The sequence below is a fragment of the Nocardia coffeae genome, from assembly GCF_019890715.1.
In the GTDB taxonomy this organism is placed as follows: Bacteria; Actinomycetota; Actinomycetes; order Mycobacteriales; family Mycobacteriaceae; genus Nocardia; species Nocardia jiangxiensis.
This window is the reverse complement of record NZ_JAINZY010000026.1, coordinates 1-23,660: the sequence shown is the minus strand read 5'-3', so window position 1 is coordinate 23,660 and position 23,660 is coordinate 1. Positions and strand designations below refer to the sequence as shown.

Below are 23,660 nucleotides of genomic sequence, written 5' to 3'. Positions count from 1 at the left end.
ACGGTCCCGGTGTGACCCGGACCCTGCCCGCCGGGTTGTGCGTCACGGCGCGGGTGCCCGCGTCCAGTGCCAATCTCGGACCCGGATTCGATTCGCTGGGAATCGCACTGGGTCTGCACGACGAGATCGTCGTGCGCACCACCGACTCCGGGCTCACGATCCGGGTCGAGGGTGAAGGTGCGGACGACGTGCCTTGGGGCCCTTCACATCTCGTGGTCCGGGCGATCGAACGCGGCCTGCAGGCCGCGGGCGTCTGGGCTGACGGCCTGGATGTGGTGTGCCACAACGTGATTCCGCATTCGCGTGGGCTGGGCTCCTCGGCCTCGGCGGTGGTCGGCGGACTGGCCGCGGGCCGGGCCCTGGCCGCGAAATTCGATTCGGAACTCATTTACGACGATGCCGAATTGGTCCAGCTGGCAGCGGAATTCGAGGGTCACCCGGATAATGCCGCCGCCAGTGTGCTGGGCGGAATCGTCGTTTCCTGGACCGAGAACGTCGAGGTTGCCGACGGTGAACTGCTCGGCCGCAGATATCGCGCCGTTCGGTTGGATCCGCACGATCGGCTGCGGGCGTACGTGCTGGTGCCCGAGGAACGTTCGGCCACCGCGCACACCCGCGGGCTGCTTCCCGAAACGGTGCCGCACGGTGACGCCGCATTCAACGCCAGCCGTGCCGCACTCGCGGTAGTGGCCTTGACGCAACGCCCTGACCTGCTGATCCCCGCCACCGAGGATCGGCTGCATCAGGGCTACCGCGCCTCGGCACTGCCGGTCACGACCGCCTGGATCGCCCGGCTGCGCGAGGCCGGAATCGCCGCGACGGTATCGGGTGCGGGCCCGACCGTGCTCGCGTTGAGCACCGGTGAATTTCCTGCCGAACTGCGTGAACTCGCGATTGCCGAAGGGCTGCGCGTACTCGAACCCGCCATTTCCGATGGTGTGCGAACCGATTGACGGCGTGCCTGCCTTGCAGGCATTCCTGCGGGGAGCTATCCTGAGCGAGTCCGTACATCGTGCGCATCAGACGCCGGTGCTTCATTTGGGCAATCGCTCCAGCAGGCTTCTTGCTCAGACTCGCGAGACGAGTCTCGAGATCTCGGGGTCGGCACTGGAATGAACTCCCACCTTTGTGAACCGGTGGCGCAGACCTGGTGGTGATGAGCCGCAGGTCCGGCGGGGCAGGCGATACGGCATCCGGGCTCGGCACAGTGACCGGGCTTCGGAACGAAACCCTCGAACAAGCACACGGCAATCGAGGGAAGGAAAGGATCTCCGTGACAGATACGGACCTGCTCGCGACACCCGGGGTGGAAACCGATGGACGCTCCTCGGACCGCGATAGTGACTCCGGACAGATTTCGAAGATGAGCGAACAAACCGACGTCGCACGATCGGGGCTGACTGGAATGTTGTTGCCGCAGTTGCGCGCACTCGCCGGAGAGCTCGGTATACGAGGCACTTCCGGAATGCGCAAGGGCGATCTGATCGCCGCCATCAAGGAAAATCAGGCCGGTAAGCCCACGCGTGACCGCGAAGAATCCGCGCCCGCGAAGTCGGCGAAGACCGCTGAGCCCGCCCCTGCCGCGGAATCGCCGCGGGCCAAGTCCGGTTCGGCGCGCGGTGAGCAGCAGACGCTGGACGGCGTCGCCGACAAGCCCGCCGACAAGCCCGCCGAGAAGGCCGAGAAGTCCGCGGAGAAGGCGGGCAAGTCCGCCGAGAAGTCTTCGGAGAAGGTCGCCGAACCCGCCCAGGCCAAGGCTGATTCGCCTGCGCGCCCGGCCGATTCGGGTGAGGAGACCGGTCGCGAGAGTGGCCAGCGCGGTCGTGGTCGACAGCGCCGCGGCCGTGAGCAGCGCGCGGCGGACGGTGGCGAGGCCAAGGCCGAGACCAACGGCGCCGAGGCCAAGTCCGAGCAGGACTCCGGCGAGCGTCGCCGCGATCGCAATCAGCAGAGCGATCGCAATCAGCAGAGCGACCGGAGCGATCGCAATCAGCAGGGCGACCGGACCGATCGCAATCAGCAGGGCGACCGGAGCGACCGGAACCAGCAGGGCGACCGCAATCAGCAGAACGGTCAGGGCAACCAGAACCGCAACGGCGCCGACCGCGATCGCGATCGCGGCGGTGACGACGACGGTGACGGCCGGGGTCGTCGCGGCCGTCGGTTCCGGGAGCGTCGTCGGGGCCGGGACCGCGAGGGCGGTGCCGGTGGTGGTGAGACCCGCGAGGTCGAGATCCGCGAGGACGACGTCCTGCAGCCGGTCGCCGGCATCCTGGACGTGCTGGACAACTACGCGTTCGTGCGCACCTCCGGCTATCTGGCCGGCCCGAACGACGTGTACGTCTCGATGAACCTGGTCCGCAAGAACGGCCTGCGCCGCGGTGACGCGATCACCGGTGCGGTGCGCGCGCCCCGCGAGGGCGAGCAGGGCAACCAGCGCCAGAAGTTCGATCCGCTGGTCCGGCTGGACACCGTCAACGGCACCGATATCGATTCGGCCCGTCGTCGTCCGGAGTTCAACAAGCTGACCCCGCTGTACCCGAACCAGCGGCTGCGGCTCGAGACCGCGCAGAACAAGCTGACCACTCGCGTGATCGACCTGATCATGCCGATCGGCAAGGGCCAGCGCGCCCTGATCGTGTCCCCGCCCAAGGCCGGTAAGACCACGATCATGCAGGACATCGCGAACGCGATCGCGACCAACAACCCCGAGTGCTACCTGATGGTGGTGCTGGTCGACGAGCGTCCTGAAGAGGTCACCGACATGCAGCGCTCGGTGCGTGGCGAGGTGATCGCCTCGACGTTCGACCGGCCGCCGAGCGATCACACCTCGGTCGCCGAGCTCGCCATCGAGCGGGCCAAGCGTCTGGTGGAGATGGGCCAGGACGTCTGTGTGCTGCTGGACTCGATCACCCGTCTGGGCCGCGCGTACAACAACTCCTCGCCGGCCTCGGGGCGCATCCTGTCCGGTGGTGTCGACTCGACCGCGCTGTACCCGCCCAAGCGGTTCCTGGGCGCGGCGCGCAACATCGAGAACGGCGGCTCGCTCACCATCATCGCGACCGCGATGGTGGAGACCGGATCCACCGGTGACACGGTCATCTTCGAGGAGTTCAAGGGCACCGGCAACGCCGAGCTCAAGCTCGATCGCAAGATCGCCGAGCGTCGGGTGTTCCCGGCGGTGGACGTCAACCCGTCCGGTACCCGCCGCGACGAGCTGATCATGTCGCCGGACGAGGCCGCGGTCATCCACAAGCTGCGGCGCGTGCTGTCCGGCCTGGATTCGCATCAGGCGATCGATCTGCTGATCGACCGGTTGCGCAAGTCCAAGAACAATATGGAATTCCTGGTGCAGGTCTCCAAGACCGCGCCGGGCGCTCTGGACGAGTAGTACTCCGCGTTCATGCGGGCTCGCCGGTGTCGCGACGGGCCCGCGCGGAGTACGAGTGTTTCCGGCGAGAAGCCGTGTCTCGCCGGAGGCCAACCCCGCTGAGGTCCTGCTGTGGCAGGGCCTCAGCGGCGTTTTCGGCTGGGGGAGTAGAAGATTCGCCCGACCACCACGGCACCGATGATCAGTCCGGCGATGATCAGTGCGGTGGCGGCGGCCAGGCCGCCGGTCGGCAGCGCGGTCGCAGTGAACTGGTAGGGCTCGGTATCTCCGGTTGTGCCGGGCGCGGGGAGTGCGGTGGCCCGATCCGTGGGCGCGGCCCACCAGCCGACGGCGATCATCACGAACAAAACCATCAACACGGCTCCGGCGACGAGTTCCGCGCGCCAACCCCCCGGCAGGACGCGAACCCTACGGCCGATCGCCGATCCGGGGGACCGCGACCCCCGAGCCCCCCGGGCGGTGTGCTGATTCACTACGTTCCCTCCTGTCCCTAGCCGGTTCTCGGCCCCCTGGCGATACTCTATGAACAATGCTGTTCGCATTCGCGAGTAGCCGACTACCCGACTTCAGCGTGGCTCGAGAGCAGCGAATATGCGCGCCCGTACTTTCTTGGGGCTTACCATGGGGAGCGCTAGGGGAACAAACATACCTGCCCCCTGTTTTGGGAAGTCGGCCCGGCAGACCCGGCCCGGAACAAAACCGGGGCGGATCGGCGTTTAGACTGATTCGTTGGCAACAATGCCTAGTCGGTTCCGGTTCACGTCCTCATCTCTGTGGGCGACCCGGCGACCATCGAAAGGACATCCATGAAGGCAGGAATCCACCCCACGTACGTGGAGACGACCGTCGTCTGCGGTTGTGGGAACACTTTCCAGACCCGCAGCACCAAGGACTCGGGCCGGATCAACGTCGAGGTCTGCTCGCAGTGCCACCCGTTCTACACGGGCAAGCAGAAGATCCTCGACACCGGCGGCCGCGTCGCTCGCTTCGAGGCCCGCTACGGCAAGCGCGCTGCGAAGAAGTCCGACGCCGAGTAGCTGTCCAGCCGACGCCCGTCCTACGTAACCCGTAGGTCGGGCGTCGGTGCTTTTGGCCTCCGCTCCGCTACGGCGGGTTCGCGGCCCGAACGAGAATCGCACAGAGGAGCTCCCGCGATGGCCGATGTGACGGCCCCGTCCGCGATCGACGACATCCTGGCCGAACATGCCGGGCTGGAGATGCAGCTGTCCGATCCGGCGCTGCACAACAACCCGGGCGAGGCCCGGCGCGTGGGCAAGCGGTTCGCCGAGCTGGCTCCGATCATGTCCGCCCACACCAAACTGCAGACCGCGCGCGAGGATCTCACCGCCGCGCGGGAGCTGGCGGCCGATGACGCGTCCTTCGCGGCCGAGGTGCCGGATCTGGAAGATCAGGTGCAGGAGCTGGAGAAGACGCTCACCGACCTGCTCGCCCCGCGCGATCCGCACGACGCCGACGACGTGGTGCTCGAGGTGAAATCCGGCGAGGGCGGCGAGGAATCGGCGCTGTTCGCCTCGGATCTGGCCCGGATGTACATCCGCTACGCGGAACGCCGGGGCTGGAAGGTCGAGGTGCTCGACGCCACGCTGTCCGATCTGGGCGGCTACAAGGAAGCGACGATCACCATCAAGAGTCGCGAGCCCAGTCGCGACGGTGTGTGGTCCCGGCTCAAGTTCGAGGGCGGCGTGCACCGCGTGCAGCGGGTGCCGGTGACCGAATCACAGGGCCGCATTCACACCTCGGCCGCCGGAATTCTGATCTATCCCGAACCCGACGAGGTCGAACAGGTACAGATCGACGAGGGCGACCTGCGCATCGACGTCTACCGTTCCTCCGGTAAGGGCGGCCAGGGCGTCAACACCACCGACTCGGCCGTGCGCATCACCCACCTGCCCACCGGCATCGTGGTGACCTGCCAGAACGAGCGTTCCCAGCTGCAGAACAAGATCCGCGCGATGCAGGTGCTCGCGGCCCGGCTGCAACTGCTGGCCGAGGAACAGGCCGACGCCGAGGCCGCCGCGGGCCGCGCCAGCCAGATTCGCACCGTGGACCGCTCCGAGCGGATCCGCACCTACAACTTCCCGGAGAACCGGATCACCGATCACCGCATCGGTTTCAAGGCACACAATCTGGACGCGGTGCTGGACGGAGATCTCGACGCAGTGCTCGACGCGCTAGGCGAGGCCGATCGCGCCGCCCGCCTGGCCGCAGAGTAGGCCCGAAGCGTCCGGTGAACGTACCCGTGGCGAAGCGTCTCTGTACGCCGGAACTGTCAGGCCGGAAACGCCAACCCCAAAGGTTTTCGGCGCGGCTCGTCGTTGCACGCTCGAAGCGCATGGGCGAAGCCCGAGTCTCGAGCGTGCAACGACGAGCCTTATGTCGCCGAAAACCCGCCGGAGCGAAGCGGAGGCCAAAGACACAGTGAGTCGGGTCAGTTTGCGTCCGGCTGTCCTCGAGGCGGTCGGACAGTTGGAGGCGGCGGGTGTGCACAGTCCGCACACCGATGCCGAATTTCTCGCCGCGCATGTGCTGGGCGTGCAGCGTTCGCGCCTGGCGCTGGTGCCGATGCTGACTGCCGAACAGCTCGTCGAATTCCGCAAGCTGGTGGATCGGCGCGCGGAACGTGTTCCGCTGCAACATCTCACGGGCGTCGCCGCGATGGGCGAGATCGATCTGGCGGTGGGCCCGGGAGTGTTCGTCCCTCGTCCGGAGACCGAGTTGCTGTTCGCGTGGGCGCTGGCTCAACTCGAGGCGGCCGGACACGAGCATCCGCCGATCGTGGTGGATCTGTGCACGGGATCGGGCGCGCTGGCGCTGGCGATCGCGCATGCGCGCCCCGACGCGCAGGTGTACGCGGTCGAGATCGATCCGGCGGCCCGCGAATGGGCGCGCCGCAACGCCGACCGGCAGGCCGCCGACGGCGATACTCCGATCCATCTGCACGCCGGTGACGTCACCGATCCGAATGTGTTGTCCCCCTTGAACGATCGCGTCGACGTCCTGGTCGCCAATCCGCCCTACATTCCCGAGGACGCGACCCTGGACCCCGAGGTCGCCGACCACGATCCCCACCGGGCCCTGTTCGGCGGCCCGGACGGCCTGTCCGTCATCGCGCCCATGATCGGCACCATCACCCGACTGCTGCGCGCGGACGGCGTGGCCGCGGTCGAGCACGACGACACCAACGGCTCCCAGGTCGCCGCCCTGTTCGCGGACACCGGCCGATTCACCGCCATCGTCGAACACCCCGATCTCGTGGGCAGACCCCGCTTCGTCGCCGCCCGCCGCACCGCGGACTGACCGCGAGGGGATCGACCGAAAGCCGAACTTCCGGTAAATAGCTCTGAATCAGATGCAAATAGCTCTGCTTTAGAGGTAATCTGAGCCGGTGCAGACGGTTCGGGAAGGTATCCCCACGGTTTCGGAGAACTCTCCGGAGCTGGTCGGTGGCATGTTGCGGGTGTTCGGGCGGTTCCGGCGGCAGGTGCGCAGGCTTGCCGGGCGGGCGTTCGATCAGCCGGGGATCAGCGATGCGCAGGCGGAGTTCCTCCGGCTCGTCTCGCGGCATCCGGGGATCTCGGTGAAGGCCGCCGCCGCGGAGTTGGGCCTGGCGCCCAACAGCGTCTCGACCTTCGTCAGCGCACTGGCCAAGGCGAATCTGCTGGTGCGCGAACAGGATCCGGACGATCGCCGGGCGCTGCGGTTGAGCCTGACGCCGGAGGTGCAGCGCTCGGTGGACGAAACCCGGAGGCGCAGACACGAACTCGTCGGTACCGCACTCGACGAGCTCACCGCACGCGAACGCGAGGACCTGGTTCGCGGCCTGGCCGTGGTCGACAAGCTGACCGACCTGCTGCACGAGCGTGAACACCGCAGCTGAAACACCACGCCGCAATGTCCGAATCCGCGTGCAGCGGACGGGTATTCGGCACGAGCGAGAACGGGGGAGTGCGATGACGGCGAAATCCGTTGAGCCACCCGGTGATATCCCCGCCGTGGAATGCGTCGGCCTGACGCATCGCTACGGCGAACACACCGTTGTGAACGATCTGGATCTGCGTATCGAACGCGGCGAGGTCTTCGGTCTACTCGGCCCCAACGGTGCGGGAAAGACCACCACGATCCGATTGCTGACCACCCTCATGCCGATCCAGCACGGCCGGGTCGCCATGTTCGGCCGGCAGGTCGGCCGGGACAACACCACGATCCGCTACAACCTCGGCTACGTCCCGCAGCAGCTGTCCATCGAGGCCGCGCTGACCGGGCGGCAGAACGTCGCGTGGTTCGCGCGGCTGTTCGACGTTCCGCGCCGCGAACGCGCCGAACGCGTCGAACAGGTGCTGGCCGCGATGGATCTGCTCGACGTCGCCGATCGGCTGGCGGCGGGCTACTCCGGCGGTATGGTGCGTCGCCTGGAGCTGGCGCAGGCGCTGGTCAACCGGCCCGCCCTGCTGATCCTGGACGAGCCGACCGTCGGCCTGGATCCGATCGCCCGGGACAGCGTCTGGGAGCGAGTGCGCGAACTGCGGCACAACTTCGGCACGACCGTGCTGCTCACCACCCACTACATGTCCGAGGCCGATGTGCTGTGCGATCGAATCGCCCTGCTGCACAAGGGGATTCTGCGCGCGGTCGGTTCACCGGCGGATCTGAAGGCCGCACTCGGCCCGCAGGCCACGCTCGAGGACGTCTTCCGGCATCACGCCGGCGCCGGACTGGATGAAGATTCGAATACCGAGGGAGGGCTGCGCGGTGTCCGAAACACACGCCGAACCGCTCAACGTGCCGGCTGAATTCCCGCCGCTGCGCCACGCTCCGCGCGGCTTCGGCCGCGCGGTCGCACTGAGTTCGCGAATCGGGACGTTCGCGCTGGTGGAGTTGCAGAAACTGCGCCACGATCGCACCGAACTGTTCACGCGCGCGGTGCAGCCCGCGCTGTGGATGCTGATCTTCGGCACCACGTTCTCCCGGCTGCACAGCATCCCCACCGGCTCGCTGCCCTACCTGGACTTCCTCGCCCCGGGCGTCATCGCGCAGTCGGCGCTGTTCATCGCGATCCTGTACGGAATTCAGCTGATCTGGGACCGCGACGCCGGAATCCTGAACAAACTCCTGGTCACCCCGACCCCGCGTGCGGCGCTGATCACCGGCAAATGCTTCGCGGTCGGCGTGCGTTCGGTGGCACAGGTGCTGATCATCGTGGTGCTGTCGCTGCTGATGGGCGTGCACCTGACGATGAATCCGCTGAAGCTGCTCGGCGCGGTGCTCGCGGTCGTGCTGGGTGCGTCCTTCTTCGCCTGCCTGTCGATGTCCATCGCGGGTCTGGTGACCAAACGCGACCGGCTGATGGGTATCGGCCAGGCGATCACCATGCCGCTGTTCTTCGCCTCCAACGCGCTGTATCCGATCGATCTCATGCCGGGCTGGTTGCGTGTGATCAGTCACGTCAATCCGCTCAGTTACGAGGTGGACGCACTGCGCGGCCTGCTCATCGGCGCAGCCGATCATCTATGGCTCGACATGGGCGTTCTCGTCGTCGCCGCAATCGTCGGAATTGTCTGCGCCTCTGCGCTTCTCGGTCGTCTGGTGCGGTGATTCGCGGTACCCGAAACACGCCGGAGCGGAGCGGAGGCCAAAAAGACAGCGCCGGGCGCGCCTTCTTTCACGCCAGCAAATACACTCTCCCGAGTGAGTATCGTCTACGACTGCTCCGATCCCGACTCACGTGCCGCCGGGCTGACCGCCGCGCGGACGACGCTGAAATCCGGACGGCTCGCGGTCATCCCCACCGACACCGTGTACGGCCTGGCGGCAGACGCCTTCGATTCCGGGGCCGTCGCCGACCTGCTGGCCGCCAAGCGCCGCGGCCGGGATATGCCGGTGCCGGTGCTGGTGGGGTCGTGGAACACCATCGACGGACTGGTGTTCTCGGTGTCGCAGCACGCCCGCGATCTGATCCGGGCGTTCTGGCCGGGCGGGCTGAGTCTGGTTGTGCAGCAAGCCCCTTCGCTGGCATGGGACCTGGGCGACGCCCGCGGCACGGTGATGCTGCGGATGCCGCTGCATCCGGTGGCGCTGGAACTGCTCCGGGAGGTCGGTCCGCTGGCGGTGTCCAGCGCCAACGTCTCCGGGCAGGCCGCGGCCTCGACCGTGCAGGAGGCGCGCGATCAGCTCGGCGAGCTGGTAGGCGTGTACCTGGATGGCGGACCGGCCGATCACGGCGTTCCCTCGACGATCGTGGACCTCACCTCGGACAGTCCGCGCATTCTGCGCGAGGGTGCGGTGAGCGCCGACCAGGTGGGCGAGGTGCTCGGCATAGCGCCGGGGGACCTGACGGTCCGAGCGCCACGGTGACGGCCTGGTAGATGATATTCAGCCAGGGCGCGGTCGTTCCGCTGCGCGAGCTTCTGCTGGTCCTGCTCGTGTCAACGGTGGTGACCCTGCTGTCCACCGGTGGTATTCGGGTGCTGGCGATCAAGTTCGGCGCGGTGGCGATTCCGCGCGAACGTGACGTGCACGTCAAGCCGATCCCGCGGATGGGCGGGGTCGGGATCTATCTGGGCGTGGTGGCCGCGGTGCTGTTCGCCCATCAGCTGCCCGCGCTGCGGCGGGGCTTCGACTATCCGCACGACGTCCCCGCGGTGATGGTCGCGGGCACCCTCATCGTGCTGGTCGGCATCATCGATGACCGCTGGGGTCTGGATGCGCTGACCAAATTCGTCGGCCAGATCACCGCCGCCTGTGTGATGGCGGTGATGGGTCTGAGCTGGGTGGCGATCTACAACCCGTTCACCAACACCACGGTGGTGCTGGATCAGCTGTACGGCGGCGCGGTGACGGTGATCATCACCGTCACCATGATCAACGCGTGGAACTTCGTCGACGGCCTCGACGGTCTGGCCGGTGGTCTGGGCGTGATCGCCGCGCTCGCGGTCTTCGTCTTCGCGGCCGGGCTGCTGTATCAGCAGGGCGGCGCCACGGACGGGTATCCGCCGGCGATGCTGGCCGCCGCGATCGCGGGTGGCTGCCTGGGATTCCTGCCGCACAATTTCCAGCCCGCCCGGATATTCATGGGCGATTCGGGATCGATGCTGATCGGGCTCATGTTGGCGGCGGTCTCCACCGGCGCCTCGGGCCGGATTCCGCTGACCGGATACGGCGCCCGCGACATCGTCGGTCTGCTGTCACCGCTGCTGCTGGTGGGTGCGGTGATGTTCATTCCGGTGCTGGATCTGGTGATGGCGATCGTGCGCCGGGTGCGCGCGGGAGTGAGCTTCTCCACACCGGACAAGATGCACCTGCATCACCGGCTGCTGCAGATCGGGCATTCCCAGCGTCGCGTCGTGCTGACGATCTACCTGTGGGTCGGCGTGCTGGCCTTCGGCGCGGTCGGCTCCTCGCTGATCGATCGACGGCTGGTGGTGTTGCTGTTCGCGGCCGGTCTGGTGTGCGCGCTGGTGCTCACCGCGGTGCCGTCGCTGCGCGAGGCGGTGGGGATACGCAAGCGCGGTCGGTCCGGTTCGAGCTCGGAGTCGGGCAATCCGACGCCGAACGGGCCGGAAGTAAGCGGCGAGTAAACTCACGCACCGTGACCACGGCTTCGCATTCCCATCCCGACGCCCCGCTGCGGGCGGCGCTGCGCTACGGCATCGCCGGATTGATCGCGCTGGTGGTGATTTCGTGCGTGCTGGCCACGATCATCGCAGGTCTGCCCGGACTGTGGGGTGCGGTGATCGGCTCGGCAATCGGCGGGTTCTTCATCCTGACCACCGCCGCTCTGGTGCTGTTCAGTGCGAAATTGGAGTCCGGCATCCAGGGCATGGTGATGCTGGGCAGCTGGGTCGGCAAACTTCTGGTTGTCCTGGTCGTCGTCGCGGTGCTGAAGCATTTCGACTTCTACAGTCGGATGGCGTTGTTCCTGACCGTCGTGGGCGCGCTGCTCATCGTGCTGGGCTCGGAGACGTACGGTGTACTGCGCCAACGGGTTCCGGTCATCACCCCGCCGGGCGACGGATCCGACCAAGATCATTCAAAACTGTGAGCGAGACCCCCTACACGTTGTCGTAGATGGCTTGGTAAACTCTTTACCGTAAGCATCCGATCAGTGGGGGCGATCATTGCGATCCGGTCACTGACGGTATGCTTGCAGCCGTGCCGGACCTGAGGGGGTTCGGCTCTGCACCGTCGACGATGTCGCCGACGTACAGACGCCTCGAGCGGGTTCCTTCCCGCCTCAGCTGCTGACGAACTTCGAGCCGACCCTTGTCGACCCACCTGATCGTCAATGTCCGATCGAACCGCGGGAGACCCTTACATCCTGCGGCCCGAACACGGGAGAGAACGCTGAGCGTCACCATTCTGGCGGGCGAGTTCCATGCGCCCTCGCTGTCCGACTTTTTCCCTTCGGCGGTGCTGTTCGGCGGGACCCCTTTCGAGCTCAACCGTTTGATGCTGATCCGCATCGTCATGGCCGCGGTGCTGATCGCCTTCATGGCGCTGGCGTTCCGCAGCCCCAAACTCGTACCGCGCGGCCTGCAGAACGTCGCCGAATACGGTCTCGTATTCGTGCGCGAGCAGATCTGCTTCGAGGTACTGGGCAAGGAAACCGGCAAGAAGTTCTTCCCGCTGATCGCGTCGATCTTCTTCGCCATCCTGTTCCTGAACTTCTCCAGCATCATTCCGTTCCTGAACATCTCCTCGAACGCGCGGATCGGTATGCCGCTGGTGCTGGCGATTGTCGCGTACGTCGCGTTCAACTACATCGGCATCAAGAAGTACGGCTTCTGGAAGTACATGCGCTCGTCCATCGTGGTGCCCAATGTGCCGCCCGCGATGCACGTGCTGCTGATTCCGATCGAGTTCATCTCGACCTTCGTCCTGCGCCCGTTCACGCTCACCGTGCGACTCATGGCGAACATGCTGGCCGGACACATCATGCTGGTGTTGTTCTTCAGCGCCACGCAGTTCTTCCTGTTCGACGGCGCCGCCTGGATGAAGGGCCTGTCCCCGTTCTCGCTGGCCGGCGGATTCGCGTTCACGCTGTTCGAGATGCTGGTGATTTTCCTGCAGGCCTACGTTTTCGCGCTGCTGACAGCCGTGTACATCGGCCTGGCGCAGCACGCCGATTCGCACTGACCCGCGCATACGCGCCCACAGACAACCGCACACCGACTGACCCACACACCCTGCGGTGTGGGCAACAGAAAGGGAAAGAAATCTCATGAGCCTCTCCAACGTGGCCACCACCCTCGCCGAGAACACCCAGACGGTGAAGGGCTACGGCGCCGTGGGTTACGGCCTGGCCGCCATCGGCCCGGGTATCGGCGTCGGCATCGTCGTCGGTAAGGCGATCGAGGGCATCGCCCGCCAGCCCGAGCTGCAGGGCACCATCCGGACCAACATGTTCCTGGGTATCGCGTTCACCGAGGCCCTGGCGCTCATCGGTCTCGTCGCCGGCTTCATCTTCTGATTGCCATGAACGGGATGGTTTTGCTCGCGGCCGAGAGCGGTTCGGATCCGAACCCGCTGCTGCCGGAGCCGTACGACATCTTCTGGTCGGCGGTGGTCTTCATCGTCGTCGCGGTCGTCTTCTACAAGTACGTCGTCCCGCGCTTGAGCAAGGTGCTGGACGAGCGTTCGGAGAAGATCGAGGGCGGGCTCGAGAAAGCCGAGACCGCACAGGCGCAGGCACAGGAAACGCTGGCGCAGTACCAGCAGCAACTGGCCGACGCCCGGCTCGAGGCCGCGCGCATTCGTGAAGAGGCGCGCACCCAGGGCCAGCAGATTCTCGCGCAGTTGCGTGCGGAGGCCCAGGCCGAGGCGGACCGCATCGTGGCCACCGGCCACACGCAGCTCGAGGCCCAGCGTCAGCAGATCGTGACCGAACTTCGTGCCGAACTCGGCCACACCGCGGTCGATCTCGCCGAGAAGATCATCGGACAGTCTGTCGCCGATGAGGCCAAACAGGCCGCCTCCATCGACCGGTTTCTTGCAGAATTGGATCTGCAGGCCGGTATCGGGGTTGGACGGTAGCGAAATGCCCGGGTGGGTCGGCGGTCGGCGGCAATGGCGAGGTGTGATTTCGCTCGCTGTCGCGTACAGGCATAATCCAACACAGCCTGAACGTGTCGGTAGCCACAAGCGGCAGCGATGTGCGACCACATGGGTCGCCACGCACAGGCAGGAGCCAACACAGTGAAAGTGGGAAGCATGTACGCAGCGAGCCGCGAGGCGAATTCCCGTGCACGGGAAGCTCTTTCGGCCGCTCTCACCGGGAGTGACACCGTCGCCGCCACGACGGGATCCGAACTGTTCGCCGTGGTCGACGTACTCGACGGCCAGCGCTCGCTGCGTGTTGCGCTCGCGGACAAGTCGGTGTCGAGTTCGGCGCGCGCCGAACTGGCCGAACGTCTGTTCGGCGGCAAGATCAGCGTGGCCACGCAGGCCGTGCTGACCACTGCCGTTGCCCAGGACTGGTCCCGTAGCCGGGACCTGGTCGACACGCTGGTGCTGCTCGGCCGGGAGGCGCTGCTGCGTGCGGCCGCCGATCGCGGGCGCATCGACGCGGTCGAGGACGAGCTGTTCCGGCTCGGCCGGGTCGTCGAGGACAATCCGGATCTCGAGCAGGCACTGGCCGACCGCGGTAAGTCGGCGCAGGCCAAGCGTGAGCTGGTCGCGCGCCTGCTCACCGGCAAGGTCGAGGACATCACCCTGCAGCTGGCCGAGCAGGCGGTCAGCCGCACGCACGGTGACGTGGGTGTGGTCTTCGACGAGTTGTCCGATCTGGCCGCGTCGCTGCGCAAGCAGATCGTGGCCCATGTGCGTGCGGCGACGGAACTGACGCCGCAGCAGCGCGAGCAATTGGCGGCCTCGCTGCAGCGCATCTACGACAAGCCGATCACGGTGCATGTGCAGGTCGATCCGAGCCTTCTGGCCGGTGTCGTCGTGCACGTCGGCGACGATGTGATCGACGGCAGTGCCGTGGGCCGGCTCCAGCGGCTGCGCCAGTCGCTCACCTAGGCGAACGGCCGACCGGCGGCCACCCCACCCCGACATTCGAGACCAGACAGCGAGAGCAGGAAGAACATGGCGGAGCTGACGATCTCCCCCGATGAGATCCGTAGCGCGATCCAGAGCTACACCCAGGCATACACCCCCGAGACCTCCATCGAGGAGGTCGGCACGGTCACCGACACGAGCGACGGTATCGCCCACGTCAGTGGCCTGCCTTCGGCGATGGCCAACGAGCTGCTCGAATTCCCGGGTGGTGTGCAGGGCGTCGCGCTGAACCTGGAGGACACCGAGATCGGTGCGGTCATCCTGGGTGAGTTCGACTCCATCGAGGAAGGCCAGACCGTCCGGCGCACCGGCGACGTGCTGTCGGTGCCGGTCGGCGACAAATTCCTCGGCCGCGTGGTCGACCCGCTCGGCGCGCCGATCGACGGCCTGGGCGACATCGAGGCCGACGACCGTCGCGTGCTCGAACTGCAGGCCGCCTCGGTGCTCGAGCGTCAGCCCGTCGGCGAGCCGATGGCGACCGGCATCACCGCCATCGACGCGCTGACCGCCATCGGCCGCGGCCAGCGTCAGCTGGTCATCGGCGACCGCAAGACCGGCAAGACCGCGGTCTGCATCGACGCCATCCTGAACCAGAAGGCGAACTGGGAGTCGGGCGACCCGGCCAAGCAGATGCGTTGCATCTACGTCGCCATCGGTCAGAAGGGTTCCACCATCGCGGGCGTGAAGGCCGCGCTGGAGGCGCACGGCGCGATGGAGTACACCACCATCGTCGCGGCGCCCGCATCGGACTCCGCCGGCTTCAAATGGCTTGCGCCGTACACCGGTTCGGCCATCGGCCAGCACTGGATGTATCAGGGCAAGCACGTGCTGATCGTGTTCGACGACCTGTCCAAGCAGGCCGAGGCGTACCGCGCGATCTCGCTGCTGCTGCGTCGCCCGCCGGGCCGCGAGGCGTACCCGGGTGACGTGTTCTACCTGCACTCGCGTCTGCTGGAGCGTTGCGCGAAGCTGTCGGACGAGATGGGCTCGGGCTCGATGACGGGTCTGCCGATCATCGAGACCAAGGCCGGTGACGTCTCGGCGTTCATCCCGACCAACGTCATCTCCATCACCGACGGCCAGGTCTTCCTGGAGTCGGACCTGTTCAACAAGGGTGTTCGCCCGGCGATCAACGTCGGTACCTCCGTCTCCCGTGTCGGTGGCGCCGCGCAGACCAAGGGTATGAAGCAGGTCGCCGGTTCGCTGCGTCTGGAGCTGGCCCAGTACCGCGAGCTGGAGGCGTTCTCCGCCTTCGCCTCCGATCTGGACGCCGCCTCGCTGGCGCAGCTCGAGCGCGGTGCGCGCTGGGTCGAGCTGCTCAAGCAGGACCAGTACACCCCGGTCAAGGTCGAGGACCAGATCGTCTCGATCTTCCTGGTCGACGCCGGCTACTACGACACGGTTCCGGTCGGCGACGTCCGTCGGTTCAACTCCGAGCTGCTCGAGAGCCTGCACCGCAGCGCGGCCGCAGGATTCAAGGCGATCGAGGGCGGCAAGAAGATCGAGGGCGAGGCCGCCGATCTGTTCAAGGCCGAGACCGACAAGTTCAAGCAGGGCTTCATCGCCGCCGACGGCAGCCGCGTGGTGAACGAGGCCGAGGCCGGTCAGCTGGACCACGAAGAGGTCGAGTCCGTGGCCGTCCACCGCAAGCACGTCGAGAAGTAAACGCGAGCAGCCCATGCGATTGTCGGACAACCGCGGTGCGAGCGACCTGCGTACTCCCGCAGCCGCTCGTACCGCCTCCGGACACCGAATGAAGGGAGTGAATAGCTGATGGCCAATATTCGCGAATTGCGCTCCCGCATTCGTAGTGTGAGTTCGATCAAGAAGATCACCAAGGCCCAGGAGCTGATCGCCACCTCGCGGATCAGCCGGGCGCAGGCCCGGGTCGCCGCGGCCAAGCCGTACGCGGAGGAGATCACCAAGGTGCTCGGCGAACTCGCCGGCGCCTCGCAGAATCTCTCGCATCCGCTGCTGACCGAGCGGGCCGAGCCCACTCGGGCCGCCATCCTGGTGATCACCAGTGACCGCGGTATGTGCGGTGGGTACAACTCGAACGTGCTCAAGCGCGCCGAGGAACTCATGACGACGCTGCGCTCCGAGGGCAAGGAGCCGGTGATCTACGTGATGGGTGCGAAGGGTTTGTCCTACTACACCTTCCGCAACCGCCGCCCGATCGGTTCGTGGACCGGGTTCTCCCAGCAGCCGCACTACACCGACGCCTCCTCCGCGTGCAACCACCTGGTGGACGCGTTCATGGCGGGCGGCGAGGGGGAGGTGCCCGCGCCGAACGGCCAGGGCACCATCGCCGGTGTGGACGAGTTGCACATCGTGTACACCCGGTTCGTGTCGATGCTGTCGCAGACGCCCGAAGTGCGTCGGCTCGCGCCGATCCACGTGGACATCATCGAGGAGAGCTACGACCTCGGCGAGGACATGATGTCCGATTCGCCGACCGCGCAGATTTCCTCGCTGTACGAGTTCGAGCCCGATGCGGACAAGTTGCTCGGCGCACTGCTGCCGAAGTACATCAACACCCGCATCTACTCGTCGTTGCTCGAAGCCGCGGCCTCGGAGTCGGCCGCGCGCCGCACCGCGATGAAGGCTGCCACCGATAACGCCAACGACCTGGTCAACAACCTGACCCGGCAGGCGAACTCGATCCGGCAGGCCAACATCACGCAGGAAATCAGCGAAATCGTCGGTGGCGCGAACGCGCTGGCGGCGGCGTCGGATCGCGACTAGCCCACCTGCCCACCCCAGAAAGAGAACAATGACCGCAGCTGTCACTCAAGAGAACACGAGCCGGGCAGGCGCTGGTACAGGCCGCGTCGCCCGCGTCATCGGCCCCGTCGTCGACGTCGAGTTCCCGCGGGGTTCGATCCCCGAGCTCTACAACGCCCTGCACGCGCAGGTCACCCTGCCTTCGGTGGCCAAGACGCTGACCCTCGAGGTCGCGCAGCACTTGGGCGACAACATCGTTCGCACCATTTCGATGCAGCCCACCGACGGCCTGGTCCGCGGCGTGCCCGTCGAGGACACCGGCAAGCCGATCTCGGTGCCGGTCGGCGACGTGGTCAAGGGCCACGTCTTCAACGCCCTCGGCGACTGCCTGGACACCCCCGGCCTGGGCCGCGACGGCGAGCAGTGGGGCATCCACCGCGAGCCGCCGCCGTTCGACCAGCTCGAGGGTAAGACCGAGATCCTGGAGACCGGCATCAAGGTCATCGACCTGCTGACCCCGTACGTGAAGGGCGGCAAGATCGGCCTGTTCGGTGGTGCCGGTGTCGGCAAGACCGTTCTGATCCAGGAGATGATCACCCGTATCGCGCGGGAGTTCTCCGGTACCTCCGTGTTCGCCGGCGTCGGCGAGCGCACCCGTGAGGGCACCGACCTGCACCTGGAAATGGAAGAGATGGGCGTGCTGCCCGACACCGCCCTGGTGTTCGGTCAGATGGACGAGCCGCCCGGCACCCGTATGCGCGTGGCCCTCTCGGCGCTGACCATGGCGGAGTACTTCCGCGATGTGCAGAACCAGGACGTGCTGCTGTTCATCGACAACATCTTCCGCTTCACCCAGGCCGGTTCCGAGGTCTCGACCCTGCTGGGCCGCATGCCTTCGGCCGTCGGTTACCAGCCGACCCTGGCCGACGAGATGGGTCAGCTGCAGGAGCGCATCACCTCGACGCGTGGTCGTTCGATCACCTCGATGCAGGCGATCTACGTTCCCGCCGACGACTACACCGACCCGGCGCCGGCGACCACCTTCGCCCACCTGGATGCGACCACCGAGCTTTCCCGCCCGATTTCGCAGAAGGGTATCTACCCGGCCGTCGACCCGCTGACCTCGACCTCCCGCATTCTGGAGGCCTCGATCCTGGGTGACCGGCACTTCGCGGTGGCCAACGAGGTCAAGCGGATCCTGCAGAAGTACAAGGAACTTCAGGACATCATCGCCATCCTGGGTATGGACGAGCTGTCCGAGGAGGACAAGGTCCTCGTCGGCCGCGCCCGTCGCCTGGAGAAGTTCCTGGGTCAGAACTTCATCGTGGCCGAGAAGTTCACCGGTCAGGTGGGTTCGGTCGTGCCGCTGGAGCAGACCATCGACGACTTCGAACGCGTCTGCAAGGGCGAGTTCGACCACTTCCCCGAGCAGGCGTTCAACTCCTGCGGTGGCCTGGACGACGTCGAGGCGGCTGCGAAGAAGATCGCCGGGAAGTAGCCCATCATGGCGGATATGTCAGTGGATCTGGTATCCATCGAGCGACGGCTGTGGTCGGGACAGGCGAGTTTCGTCAGCGCCCAGACCACCGAAGGGCAGATCGGTATTCTGCACGGCCACGAGCCGGTTCTGGGCCAGTTGGTCGAGGGCGGCATCGTGACCATCGTCGGTACCGAGGGTGAGCGCATCGTCGCCGCGGTGAACGGCGGGTTCTTCTCCGTGACGGGGGCGACCGTGCGAATCCTGGCCGAGACGGCGGATTTCGCGGACGATGTGGACGTCGAGGCCGCGCGTGCGGTCATCGCCGACCCGAATGCCTCCGAACGGGACAAGAACGCTGCGGAAGGTCGTCTGCGAGCGGCGGAGCTCAGCGCTCGCCCCTGAAAAGTTCCTCAGCGACAATAGAATTCGACAAACCGAGCGGCGGTCCGGACATTTCCGGACCGCCGCTCGGTTTTTATTCGGGACAACCTTTTCCAGGTTTGTTCCGGCGCTTGCCAGTGTGCCGGTACCCGAATTGTAGCCCTACTGACACTCGTGTAATTTAACTCCCAGCAATACTTCAGCTTCACCTGATCACCCAACTGATTGGCGCAGCGTGGCCGCGAGGTTCTGGACTATTGCGGCCTCGCGATGAGGATGCGAGGAGTGAATGAGCAAGTATTCGGCAAGTAATCGTTCCTGGCTAACGCGTATCGCGGTGGGAATGGGAGCGGTTATTACGGCAATCGGTCTCTGGTCTCCGGGCGCCGCGCGAGCGGACACGTTCGTGCCGTTGCCCAAGGGCCATATCGAAGGCCCCGGAGTGAAAATCACCAGTACCGGTGAGCACGCGGTGGTTTCACCGTCCCTGGCAGCCAACGGCGCCGGGCGCACCACGTGGGTCAGCGGTGATGTGACGGTCGACATCCAGACTCCCGACGGCGTGGTCGGCCCGAACAACGGTGCACAGAACAACGCGGGCACCAACGACTCCTCGACGCACGGCGCATCCGGACTCACAGTCGGCTACCTCGTCGGATGTCAGGTGGCACTGGGATCGTTCGGTCCGTCCCTGGGAGCGACGCTGTCCACGTCGCCGACGATCGCCGCCGGTCTGTCCTTCCCGATCAGTCCCGGCGAGGTGAAGTGGGTGCAGATCGATAACAAGGACATGACCAGATCCGGTCGGTATTTCCTGAATTACCAGGATGTTCCGATGGATGTGCAGGGGTGCGCCGGATACGCGCAGGCCCGCCAGTTCGCGGTCGTCGAGGTCATCGGTCCCGACTATCACAAGGTCACCCTCTACGGCCAGCCGTTCAGCATCGGCTGATCACACCGTCACGATCGGAAGGGAAACACATGATGTGCGGTAAATCTGTGCGACGTGGCCGCGTGATCGGTCTGCTGGCGGCGGTGACCGTCGGTCTGGGGCTGTCCTCGTCGGGTGCGGCGAATGCCGACGCGTTCATGAAACAGCCGAACACCGTGATCACCCGCACCCTCGGTGACGGCACCGTCGTGCGCATGTCCCTGTTGAACCAGTCGGCCAAGATCAACGGTTCGATGGGGGCGACGCCGTTGCATCGCAACGTGTGGGCCTCCGCGCGGGTGGTCGTCGACGTGTCCGGACCCGGTGCGTCCTCGGCGTCCATTCAGCTCAACCCGGGATATGTCGTCGGATGTCAGGTGAACATCGGATCGCTGGGCACCGACGAGTCCGATTCCGAGAGCCCGACGGTCAGCAACACCGGGATCGCTCCCGCGTTGCCGTCCGTTGGCACCACCGAGACGTTGACCGTCGCACCCGGTCAGGCCGTGACGAAATATCTGCTCGACATCGAGCAGCCGGACGATTACGGCAACGAGATCCACAAGGCGCACCCCACGGTGAACGGCCCGCACGCCAGCGTCAGCTGGACCGACGAGACCTTCGCGGTCGACGGTTGTGGTGGCTATGCGCAGGCTCGCGCGTTCACCTTCGCCGACGTCTCGACCAAGGCGGGGGAGAGCATCATCTCGGTGTGGGGAGCGCCGTTCAGCATGGGCTGAGTCGTTCGGGCGGGTCCCGTGGATATCGGCGGGCGACCGGGTTCCGGTGCGTGTGCGCCGGCGACCCGGTCGCCGTCTTCCTCGGATGGGTATCGGATCACCTTGCGCGCGTGAGTCTTTCGCGAGTGTGGCGGATTCGTTCCGGGACCTGCGGGAGGGGGCCCACAACTGGGGTGTACCGGCCGATTTCCGGTGCGAGGTTGTTTGTAGACTCGCCCACACAGTGACGTTGTACGGGATGGCACGCCACTCGCACCGGCATCAGGGGCAGAGCGAAGGGACGGACCTGGATTGCGGACCGGAATGGCGTTACTGATCATTCTGGTGTTGGTGCTTGTCGGTCTGGGGCTGGCCTCGCTCTATCGGCTGCTGATGCTGCGTCGCGGCGGAACTGCGGCGATCCTGCGAGTGCTCCCGGCCAAAGGCGGTCAGGGTTGGCGACACGGCCTGATCCGGTACGGCGAGGATCAGCTGGTCTTCTACAAGCTGACCAGCCTGAGATTCGGTGCGGACTCCACGATCCGGCGCCTCGGTATCGAGGTGGTCGATCGACGTGGTCCGCTCGGCGACGAGTACGACATCATGACCGACGACATCATCGTGATCGCGGTCTCCGACGGTGACGGCAGCTACGAGCTCGCGCTGGATCGCGGCGCGCTCGCGGCGTTCCTGTCCTGGGTGGAGTCCCGTCCGTCCGAACGAATTCGACGTCGTCCGGGATAGTGGAAGATGTACCGGCTGCCCGGTCGGTACCGAGCCCGGACAACCAATGGTCGGCCAGAACACCCGGAGAGGCGGGGGAGCATGAGTGTGCACTTGACGCGAATCTATACGCGTACCGGCGACGACGGCACCACCGGATTGAGCGATTTCTCGCGGGTCGACAAGACCGATCCCCGGCTGGTCGCCTACGCCGACTGTGATGAGGCCAATGCCGCGATCGGTGTCGCAATTGCGCTGGGACAGCCCGAACCGGTGATTACCGAGGTGCTGCGTCAGGTGCAGAACGACCTGTTCGACGCGGGCGCGGACCTGTCCACCCCCGTGGTGCCAGATCCGAAATATCCGCCGCTGCGCATCACCCAGTCCTACATCGATCGACTCGAGCGCTACTGCGACGAGTTCAATTCCGAACTGGCGCCGTTGAATTCGTTCATCCTGCCTGGTGGCACGCCGTTGGCGGCGCTGCTGCACACCGCTCGGACGGTGGTGCGCCGAGCCGAGCGCGCGGCATGGTCGGCGGTGCAGGCGCACCCCGACGACATCAGTGTGCTGCCGGCGAAATACCTGAATCGGTTGTCGGATCTGTTGTTCATCCTCGGCAGGGTGGCCAACCCGGAGGGCGACATCCTGTGGCGTCCTGGCGCCGCCGGGCAATCGGAGACCGACGGAGAGGCCACGATCGATGGTCCTGCCCGTTAGGCTGGCCCCCGTGAGTCAACCACCGACACAGCGTGCGGCACGCATGCGCAGGCCGGCCCCGTCGAGGGGGCGCTGTGAGTGAACGGTTTCTGGTGACGGGAGGCAGTCGGCTCGTCGGTGAGGTCGAGGTCGGCGGCGCCAAGAACAGCGTCCTGAAGCTGATGGCCGCCGCGCTGCTCGCCGAGGGCACGACGACGATCACGAACTGCCCCGACATCCTCGATGTGCCGTTGATGGCCGAGGTGTTGCGTGGCCTGGGCTGCGATGTGACCGTCGACGGATCCGTCGTCACCATCGACACTCCTGCCGAGCCGAAGTACCACGCCGATTTCCCCGCGGTCACCCAGTTCCGCGCCTCGGTTTGCGTGTTGGGACCGCTGATGGCGCGATGCCGCCGGGCCGTCGTCGCACTGCCCGGCGGTGATGCGATCGGTTCGCGACCGCTGGACATGCATCAGACGGGTCTGCGTCTGCTCGGCGCGACCAGCGAGATCGAGCACGGCTGCGTGGTCGCCCGCGCCGACGAGTTGCAGGGCGCCCGGATCCGGCTGGACTTCCCCTCGGTCGGTGCGACCGAGAACATCCTGATGGCCGCGGTGCTCGCCGAGGGCGAGACCGTCATCGACAACGCCGCCCGCGAGCCGGACATCGTCGACCTGTGCACGATGCTGACCAGGATGGGTGCGCGGATCGGGGGTGCGGGCACCTCGGTGCTCACCATCGAGGGAGTGCGCAAGCTCTCGCCGACGACCCATCAGGTGATCGGTGACCGAATCGTGGCCGCGACCTGGGGAATCGCCGCGGCGATGACGCTGGGTGATGTGCGTGTCCAGGGGATCAATCCCAAGCACCTGTCCCTGGTGCTGGACAAGCTGCGCTCGGCGGGTGCGCGAATCTCGTTCGAACCTGACGGTTTTCGCGTGGTACAGCCCGAGCGGCCGCGAGCGGTGAACTTCGCGACCCTGCCCTTTCCGGGTTTCCCGACCGACCTGCAGCCGATGGCCATCGGCCTGGCCGCGATCGCCGATGGCACCTCGATGATCACCGAGAACGTCTTCGAGGCGAGGTTCCGTTTCGTCGAGGAGATGATCCGGCTCGGCGCCGACGCCCGAACCGATGGTCACCATGCTGTCGTCCGCGGGATTCCGCGGTTGTCGAGTGCACCGGTGTGGTCCTCGGACATCCGGGCCGGCGCGGGTCTGGTGCTCGCGGGTCTGGTCGCCGACGGCGTCACCGAGGTGCACGACGTCTTCCACATCGATCGGGGCTATCCGAAGTTCGTGGAGAACCTGCGTTCGCTCGGCGCCGATGTGGAGCGCGTCGGAAACCGTTCCTGACCAGGCGATTTGACATGGTGAACGGCAGCACGTAACTTATTCCAGGTCAGAGCGACACGGACACCGACCCGGAGCCGAAGGGCCCGGGACACGAGGTTGGACGCAGAGCGCCTGGCGATCACACTGGATCAACCGAGAGTGCGGATTTGGTTTCGCCGCTCGGATTGAGCTAAGCTGT

At 66.2% G+C, this 23,660-nt stretch carries 25 protein-coding genes; 24 read left to right on the top strand and 1 reads right to left on the bottom strand.

Annotation, left to right across the window (positions count from 1 at the left end):
* The first annotated feature begins 11 nt into the window (after window positions 1-11).
* Window positions 12-953, top strand: a complete 942-nt coding sequence (gene thrB, locus K7711_RS45150; RefSeq protein ID WP_222979067.1) for a homoserine kinase — start codon at window positions 12-14, stop codon at window positions 951-953.
* A gap of 320 nt (window positions 954-1,273) precedes the next feature.
* Window positions 1,274-3,391, top strand: a complete 2,118-nt coding sequence (gene rho, locus K7711_RS45145; RefSeq protein WP_308015231.1) for a transcription termination factor Rho — start codon at window positions 1,274-1,276, stop codon at window positions 3,389-3,391.
* A 122-nt stretch (window positions 3,392-3,513) separates the two neighbouring features.
* Here the strand turns inward: rho and K7711_RS45140 are convergent, their stop codons facing one another.
* Window positions 3,514-3,744 (bottom strand): hypothetical protein, encoded by a 231-nt coding sequence (locus K7711_RS45140; RefSeq protein WP_222979004.1) that lies wholly within the window; start codon window positions 3,742-3,744, stop codon window positions 3,514-3,516.
* Between the two features lie 453 nt (window positions 3,745-4,197).
* On the opposite strand from K7711_RS45140, the gene rpmE reads away from it, so the two are divergent.
* The 22 genes from rpmE to murA all read left to right on the top strand — a co-directional run bounded on the left by rpmE (window position 4,198) and on the right by murA (window position 23,482).
* Complete coding sequence (gene rpmE, locus K7711_RS45135) at window positions 4,198-4,428, top strand: 50S ribosomal protein L31 (RefSeq protein WP_222979003.1); 231 nt, start codon at window positions 4,198-4,200, stop codon at window positions 4,426-4,428.
* Between the two features lie 117 nt (window positions 4,429-4,545).
* On the top strand, window positions 4,546-5,625 hold the full coding sequence (gene prfA / locus K7711_RS45130; protein WP_222979001.1) for a peptide chain release factor 1: 1,080 nt from the start codon (window positions 4,546-4,548) through the stop codon (window positions 5,623-5,625).
* Window positions 5,626-5,830: 205 nt separating this feature from the next.
* Window positions 5,831-6,709, top strand: a complete 879-nt coding sequence (gene prmC, locus K7711_RS45125) for a peptide chain release factor N(5)-glutamine methyltransferase (RefSeq protein ID WP_222978999.1) — start codon at window positions 5,831-5,833, stop codon at window positions 6,707-6,709.
* A gap of 88 nt (window positions 6,710-6,797) precedes the next feature.
* A complete protein-coding gene (locus tag K7711_RS45120; RefSeq protein ID WP_308015230.1) occupies window positions 6,798-7,289 on the top strand; it encodes a MarR family winged helix-turn-helix transcriptional regulator in 492 nt (163 codons plus the stop codon).
* Window positions 7,290-7,362: 73 nt separating this feature from the next.
* Complete coding sequence (locus tag K7711_RS45115) at window positions 7,363-8,202, top strand: ATP-binding cassette domain-containing protein (protein WP_222978998.1); 840 nt, start codon at window positions 7,363-7,365, stop codon at window positions 8,200-8,202.
* A 10-nt stretch (window positions 8,203-8,212) separates the two neighbouring features.
* Entirely contained in the window at window positions 8,213-9,004 is a 792-nt protein-coding gene (locus K7711_RS45110; RefSeq protein ID WP_235748807.1) for an ABC transporter permease, read from the top strand.
* A gap of 93 nt (window positions 9,005-9,097) precedes the next feature.
* The gene (locus K7711_RS45105) at window positions 9,098-9,763 is read left to right on the top strand and encodes an L-threonylcarbamoyladenylate synthase (RefSeq protein ID WP_222978996.1); all 666 of its coding nucleotides are present in this window, start codon (window positions 9,098-9,100) and stop codon (window positions 9,761-9,763) included.
* Window positions 9,764-9,774: 11 nt separating this feature from the next.
* Window positions 9,775-10,986, top strand: a complete 1,212-nt coding sequence (locus tag K7711_RS45100; RefSeq protein ID WP_222978991.1) for an MraY family glycosyltransferase — start codon at window positions 9,775-9,777, stop codon at window positions 10,984-10,986.
* 11 nt (window positions 10,987-10,997) lie between these two features.
* Window positions 10,998-11,450: a Cg1360 family ATP-synthase-associated protein gene (locus K7711_RS45095; RefSeq protein WP_222978989.1), complete on the top strand. Its 453-nt coding sequence runs from the start codon at window positions 10,998-11,000 to the stop codon at window positions 11,448-11,450.
* 317 nt (window positions 11,451-11,767) lie between these two features.
* The gene (gene atpB, locus K7711_RS45090) at window positions 11,768-12,544 is read left to right on the top strand and encodes a F0F1 ATP synthase subunit A (RefSeq protein ID WP_222979063.1); all 777 of its coding nucleotides are present in this window, start codon (window positions 11,768-11,770) and stop codon (window positions 12,542-12,544) included.
* Between the two features lie 85 nt (window positions 12,545-12,629).
* Window positions 12,630-12,878, top strand: a complete 249-nt coding sequence (locus K7711_RS45085) for an ATP synthase F0 subunit C (protein ID WP_067679075.1) — start codon at window positions 12,630-12,632, stop codon at window positions 12,876-12,878.
* A 5-nt stretch (window positions 12,879-12,883) separates the two neighbouring features.
* Window positions 12,884-13,441: a F0F1 ATP synthase subunit B gene (locus K7711_RS45080; RefSeq protein ID WP_222978987.1), complete on the top strand. Its 558-nt coding sequence runs from the start codon at window positions 12,884-12,886 to the stop codon at window positions 13,439-13,441.
* 177 nt (window positions 13,442-13,618) lie between these two features.
* Window positions 13,619-14,428, top strand: a complete 810-nt coding sequence (locus K7711_RS45075; RefSeq protein WP_222978984.1) for a F0F1 ATP synthase subunit delta — start codon at window positions 13,619-13,621, stop codon at window positions 14,426-14,428.
* A 66-nt stretch (window positions 14,429-14,494) separates the two neighbouring features.
* Window positions 14,495-16,132, top strand: a complete 1,638-nt coding sequence (gene atpA / locus K7711_RS45070) for a F0F1 ATP synthase subunit alpha (protein WP_222978981.1) — start codon at window positions 14,495-14,497, stop codon at window positions 16,130-16,132.
* Window positions 16,133-16,240: 108 nt separating this feature from the next.
* The gene (locus K7711_RS45065) at window positions 16,241-17,212 is read left to right on the top strand and encodes a F0F1 ATP synthase subunit gamma (protein WP_222978980.1); all 972 of its coding nucleotides are present in this window, start codon (window positions 16,241-16,243) and stop codon (window positions 17,210-17,212) included.
* A gap of 28 nt (window positions 17,213-17,240) precedes the next feature.
* The gene (gene atpD, locus K7711_RS45060) at window positions 17,241-18,689 is read left to right on the top strand and encodes a F0F1 ATP synthase subunit beta (RefSeq protein WP_040819757.1); all 1,449 of its coding nucleotides are present in this window, start codon (window positions 17,241-17,243) and stop codon (window positions 18,687-18,689) included.
* Between the two features lie 6 nt (window positions 18,690-18,695).
* A complete protein-coding gene (locus K7711_RS45055; RefSeq protein ID WP_040819758.1) occupies window positions 18,696-19,073 on the top strand; it encodes a F0F1 ATP synthase subunit epsilon in 378 nt (125 codons plus the stop codon).
* A gap of 385 nt (window positions 19,074-19,458) precedes the next feature.
* Window positions 19,459-20,004 (top strand): MspA family porin, encoded by a 546-nt coding sequence (locus tag K7711_RS45050; RefSeq protein ID WP_308015228.1) that lies wholly within the window; start codon window positions 19,459-19,461, stop codon window positions 20,002-20,004.
* A gap of 62 nt (window positions 20,005-20,066) precedes the next feature.
* Window positions 20,067-20,723, top strand: a complete 657-nt coding sequence (locus K7711_RS45045; protein ID WP_308015227.1) for an MspA family porin — start codon at window positions 20,067-20,069, stop codon at window positions 20,721-20,723.
* A 303-nt stretch (window positions 20,724-21,026) separates the two neighbouring features.
* A complete protein-coding gene (locus K7711_RS45040; RefSeq protein ID WP_222978976.1) occupies window positions 21,027-21,446 on the top strand; it encodes a DUF2550 domain-containing protein in 420 nt (139 codons plus the stop codon).
* Between the two features lie 81 nt (window positions 21,447-21,527).
* The gene (locus K7711_RS45035; protein ID WP_222978974.1) at window positions 21,528-22,145 is read left to right on the top strand and encodes a cob(I)yrinic acid a,c-diamide adenosyltransferase; all 618 of its coding nucleotides are present in this window, start codon (window positions 21,528-21,530) and stop codon (window positions 22,143-22,145) included.
* Between the two features lie 74 nt (window positions 22,146-22,219).
* Window positions 22,220-23,482: a UDP-N-acetylglucosamine 1-carboxyvinyltransferase gene (gene murA / locus K7711_RS45030; RefSeq protein ID WP_040819763.1), complete on the top strand. Its 1,263-nt coding sequence runs from the start codon at window positions 22,220-22,222 to the stop codon at window positions 23,480-23,482.
* The last annotated feature ends 178 nt before the right edge of the window (window positions 23,483-23,660 follow it).

Excerpts from the sequence above, each read along its gene's own strand:
- K7711_RS45140 (WP_222979004.1), bottom strand. The coding sequence starts at position 3,744 with ATGGTTTTGTTCGTGATGATCGCCGTCGGCTGGTGGGCCGCGCCCACG.
- rpmE (WP_222979003.1), top strand. The coding sequence starts at position 4,198 with ATGAAGGCAGGAATCCACCCCACGTACGTGGAGACGACCGTCGTCTGC.
- prfA (WP_222979001.1), top strand. The coding sequence starts at position 4,546 with ATGGCCGATGTGACGGCCCCGTCCGCGATCGACGACATCCTGGCCGAA.
- K7711_RS45115 (WP_222978998.1), top strand. The coding sequence starts at position 7,363 with ATGACGGCGAAATCCGTTGAGCCACCCGGTGATATCCCCGCCGTGGAA.
- K7711_RS45100 (WP_222978991.1), top strand. The coding sequence starts at position 9,775 with ATGATATTCAGCCAGGGCGCGGTCGTTCCGCTGCGCGAGCTTCTGCTG.
- K7711_RS45085 (WP_067679075.1), top strand. The coding sequence starts at position 12,630 with ATGAGCCTCTCCAACGTGGCCACCACCCTCGCCGAGAACACCCAGACG.
- K7711_RS45080 (WP_222978987.1), top strand. The coding sequence starts at position 12,884 with ATGAACGGGATGGTTTTGCTCGCGGCCGAGAGCGGTTCGGATCCGAAC.
- K7711_RS45075 (WP_222978984.1), top strand. The coding sequence starts at position 13,619 with ATGTACGCAGCGAGCCGCGAGGCGAATTCCCGTGCACGGGAAGCTCTT.
- atpA (WP_222978981.1), top strand. The coding sequence starts at position 14,495 with ATGGCGGAGCTGACGATCTCCCCCGATGAGATCCGTAGCGCGATCCAG.
- K7711_RS45065 (WP_222978980.1), top strand. The coding sequence starts at position 16,241 with ATGGCCAATATTCGCGAATTGCGCTCCCGCATTCGTAGTGTGAGTTCG.
- atpD (WP_040819757.1), top strand. The coding sequence starts at position 17,241 with ATGACCGCAGCTGTCACTCAAGAGAACACGAGCCGGGCAGGCGCTGGT.
- K7711_RS45055 (WP_040819758.1), top strand. The coding sequence starts at position 18,696 with ATGGCGGATATGTCAGTGGATCTGGTATCCATCGAGCGACGGCTGTGG.
- K7711_RS45040 (WP_222978976.1), top strand. The coding sequence starts at position 21,027 with ATGGCGTTACTGATCATTCTGGTGTTGGTGCTTGTCGGTCTGGGGCTG.
- K7711_RS45035 (WP_222978974.1), top strand. The coding sequence starts at position 21,528 with ATGAGTGTGCACTTGACGCGAATCTATACGCGTACCGGCGACGACGGC.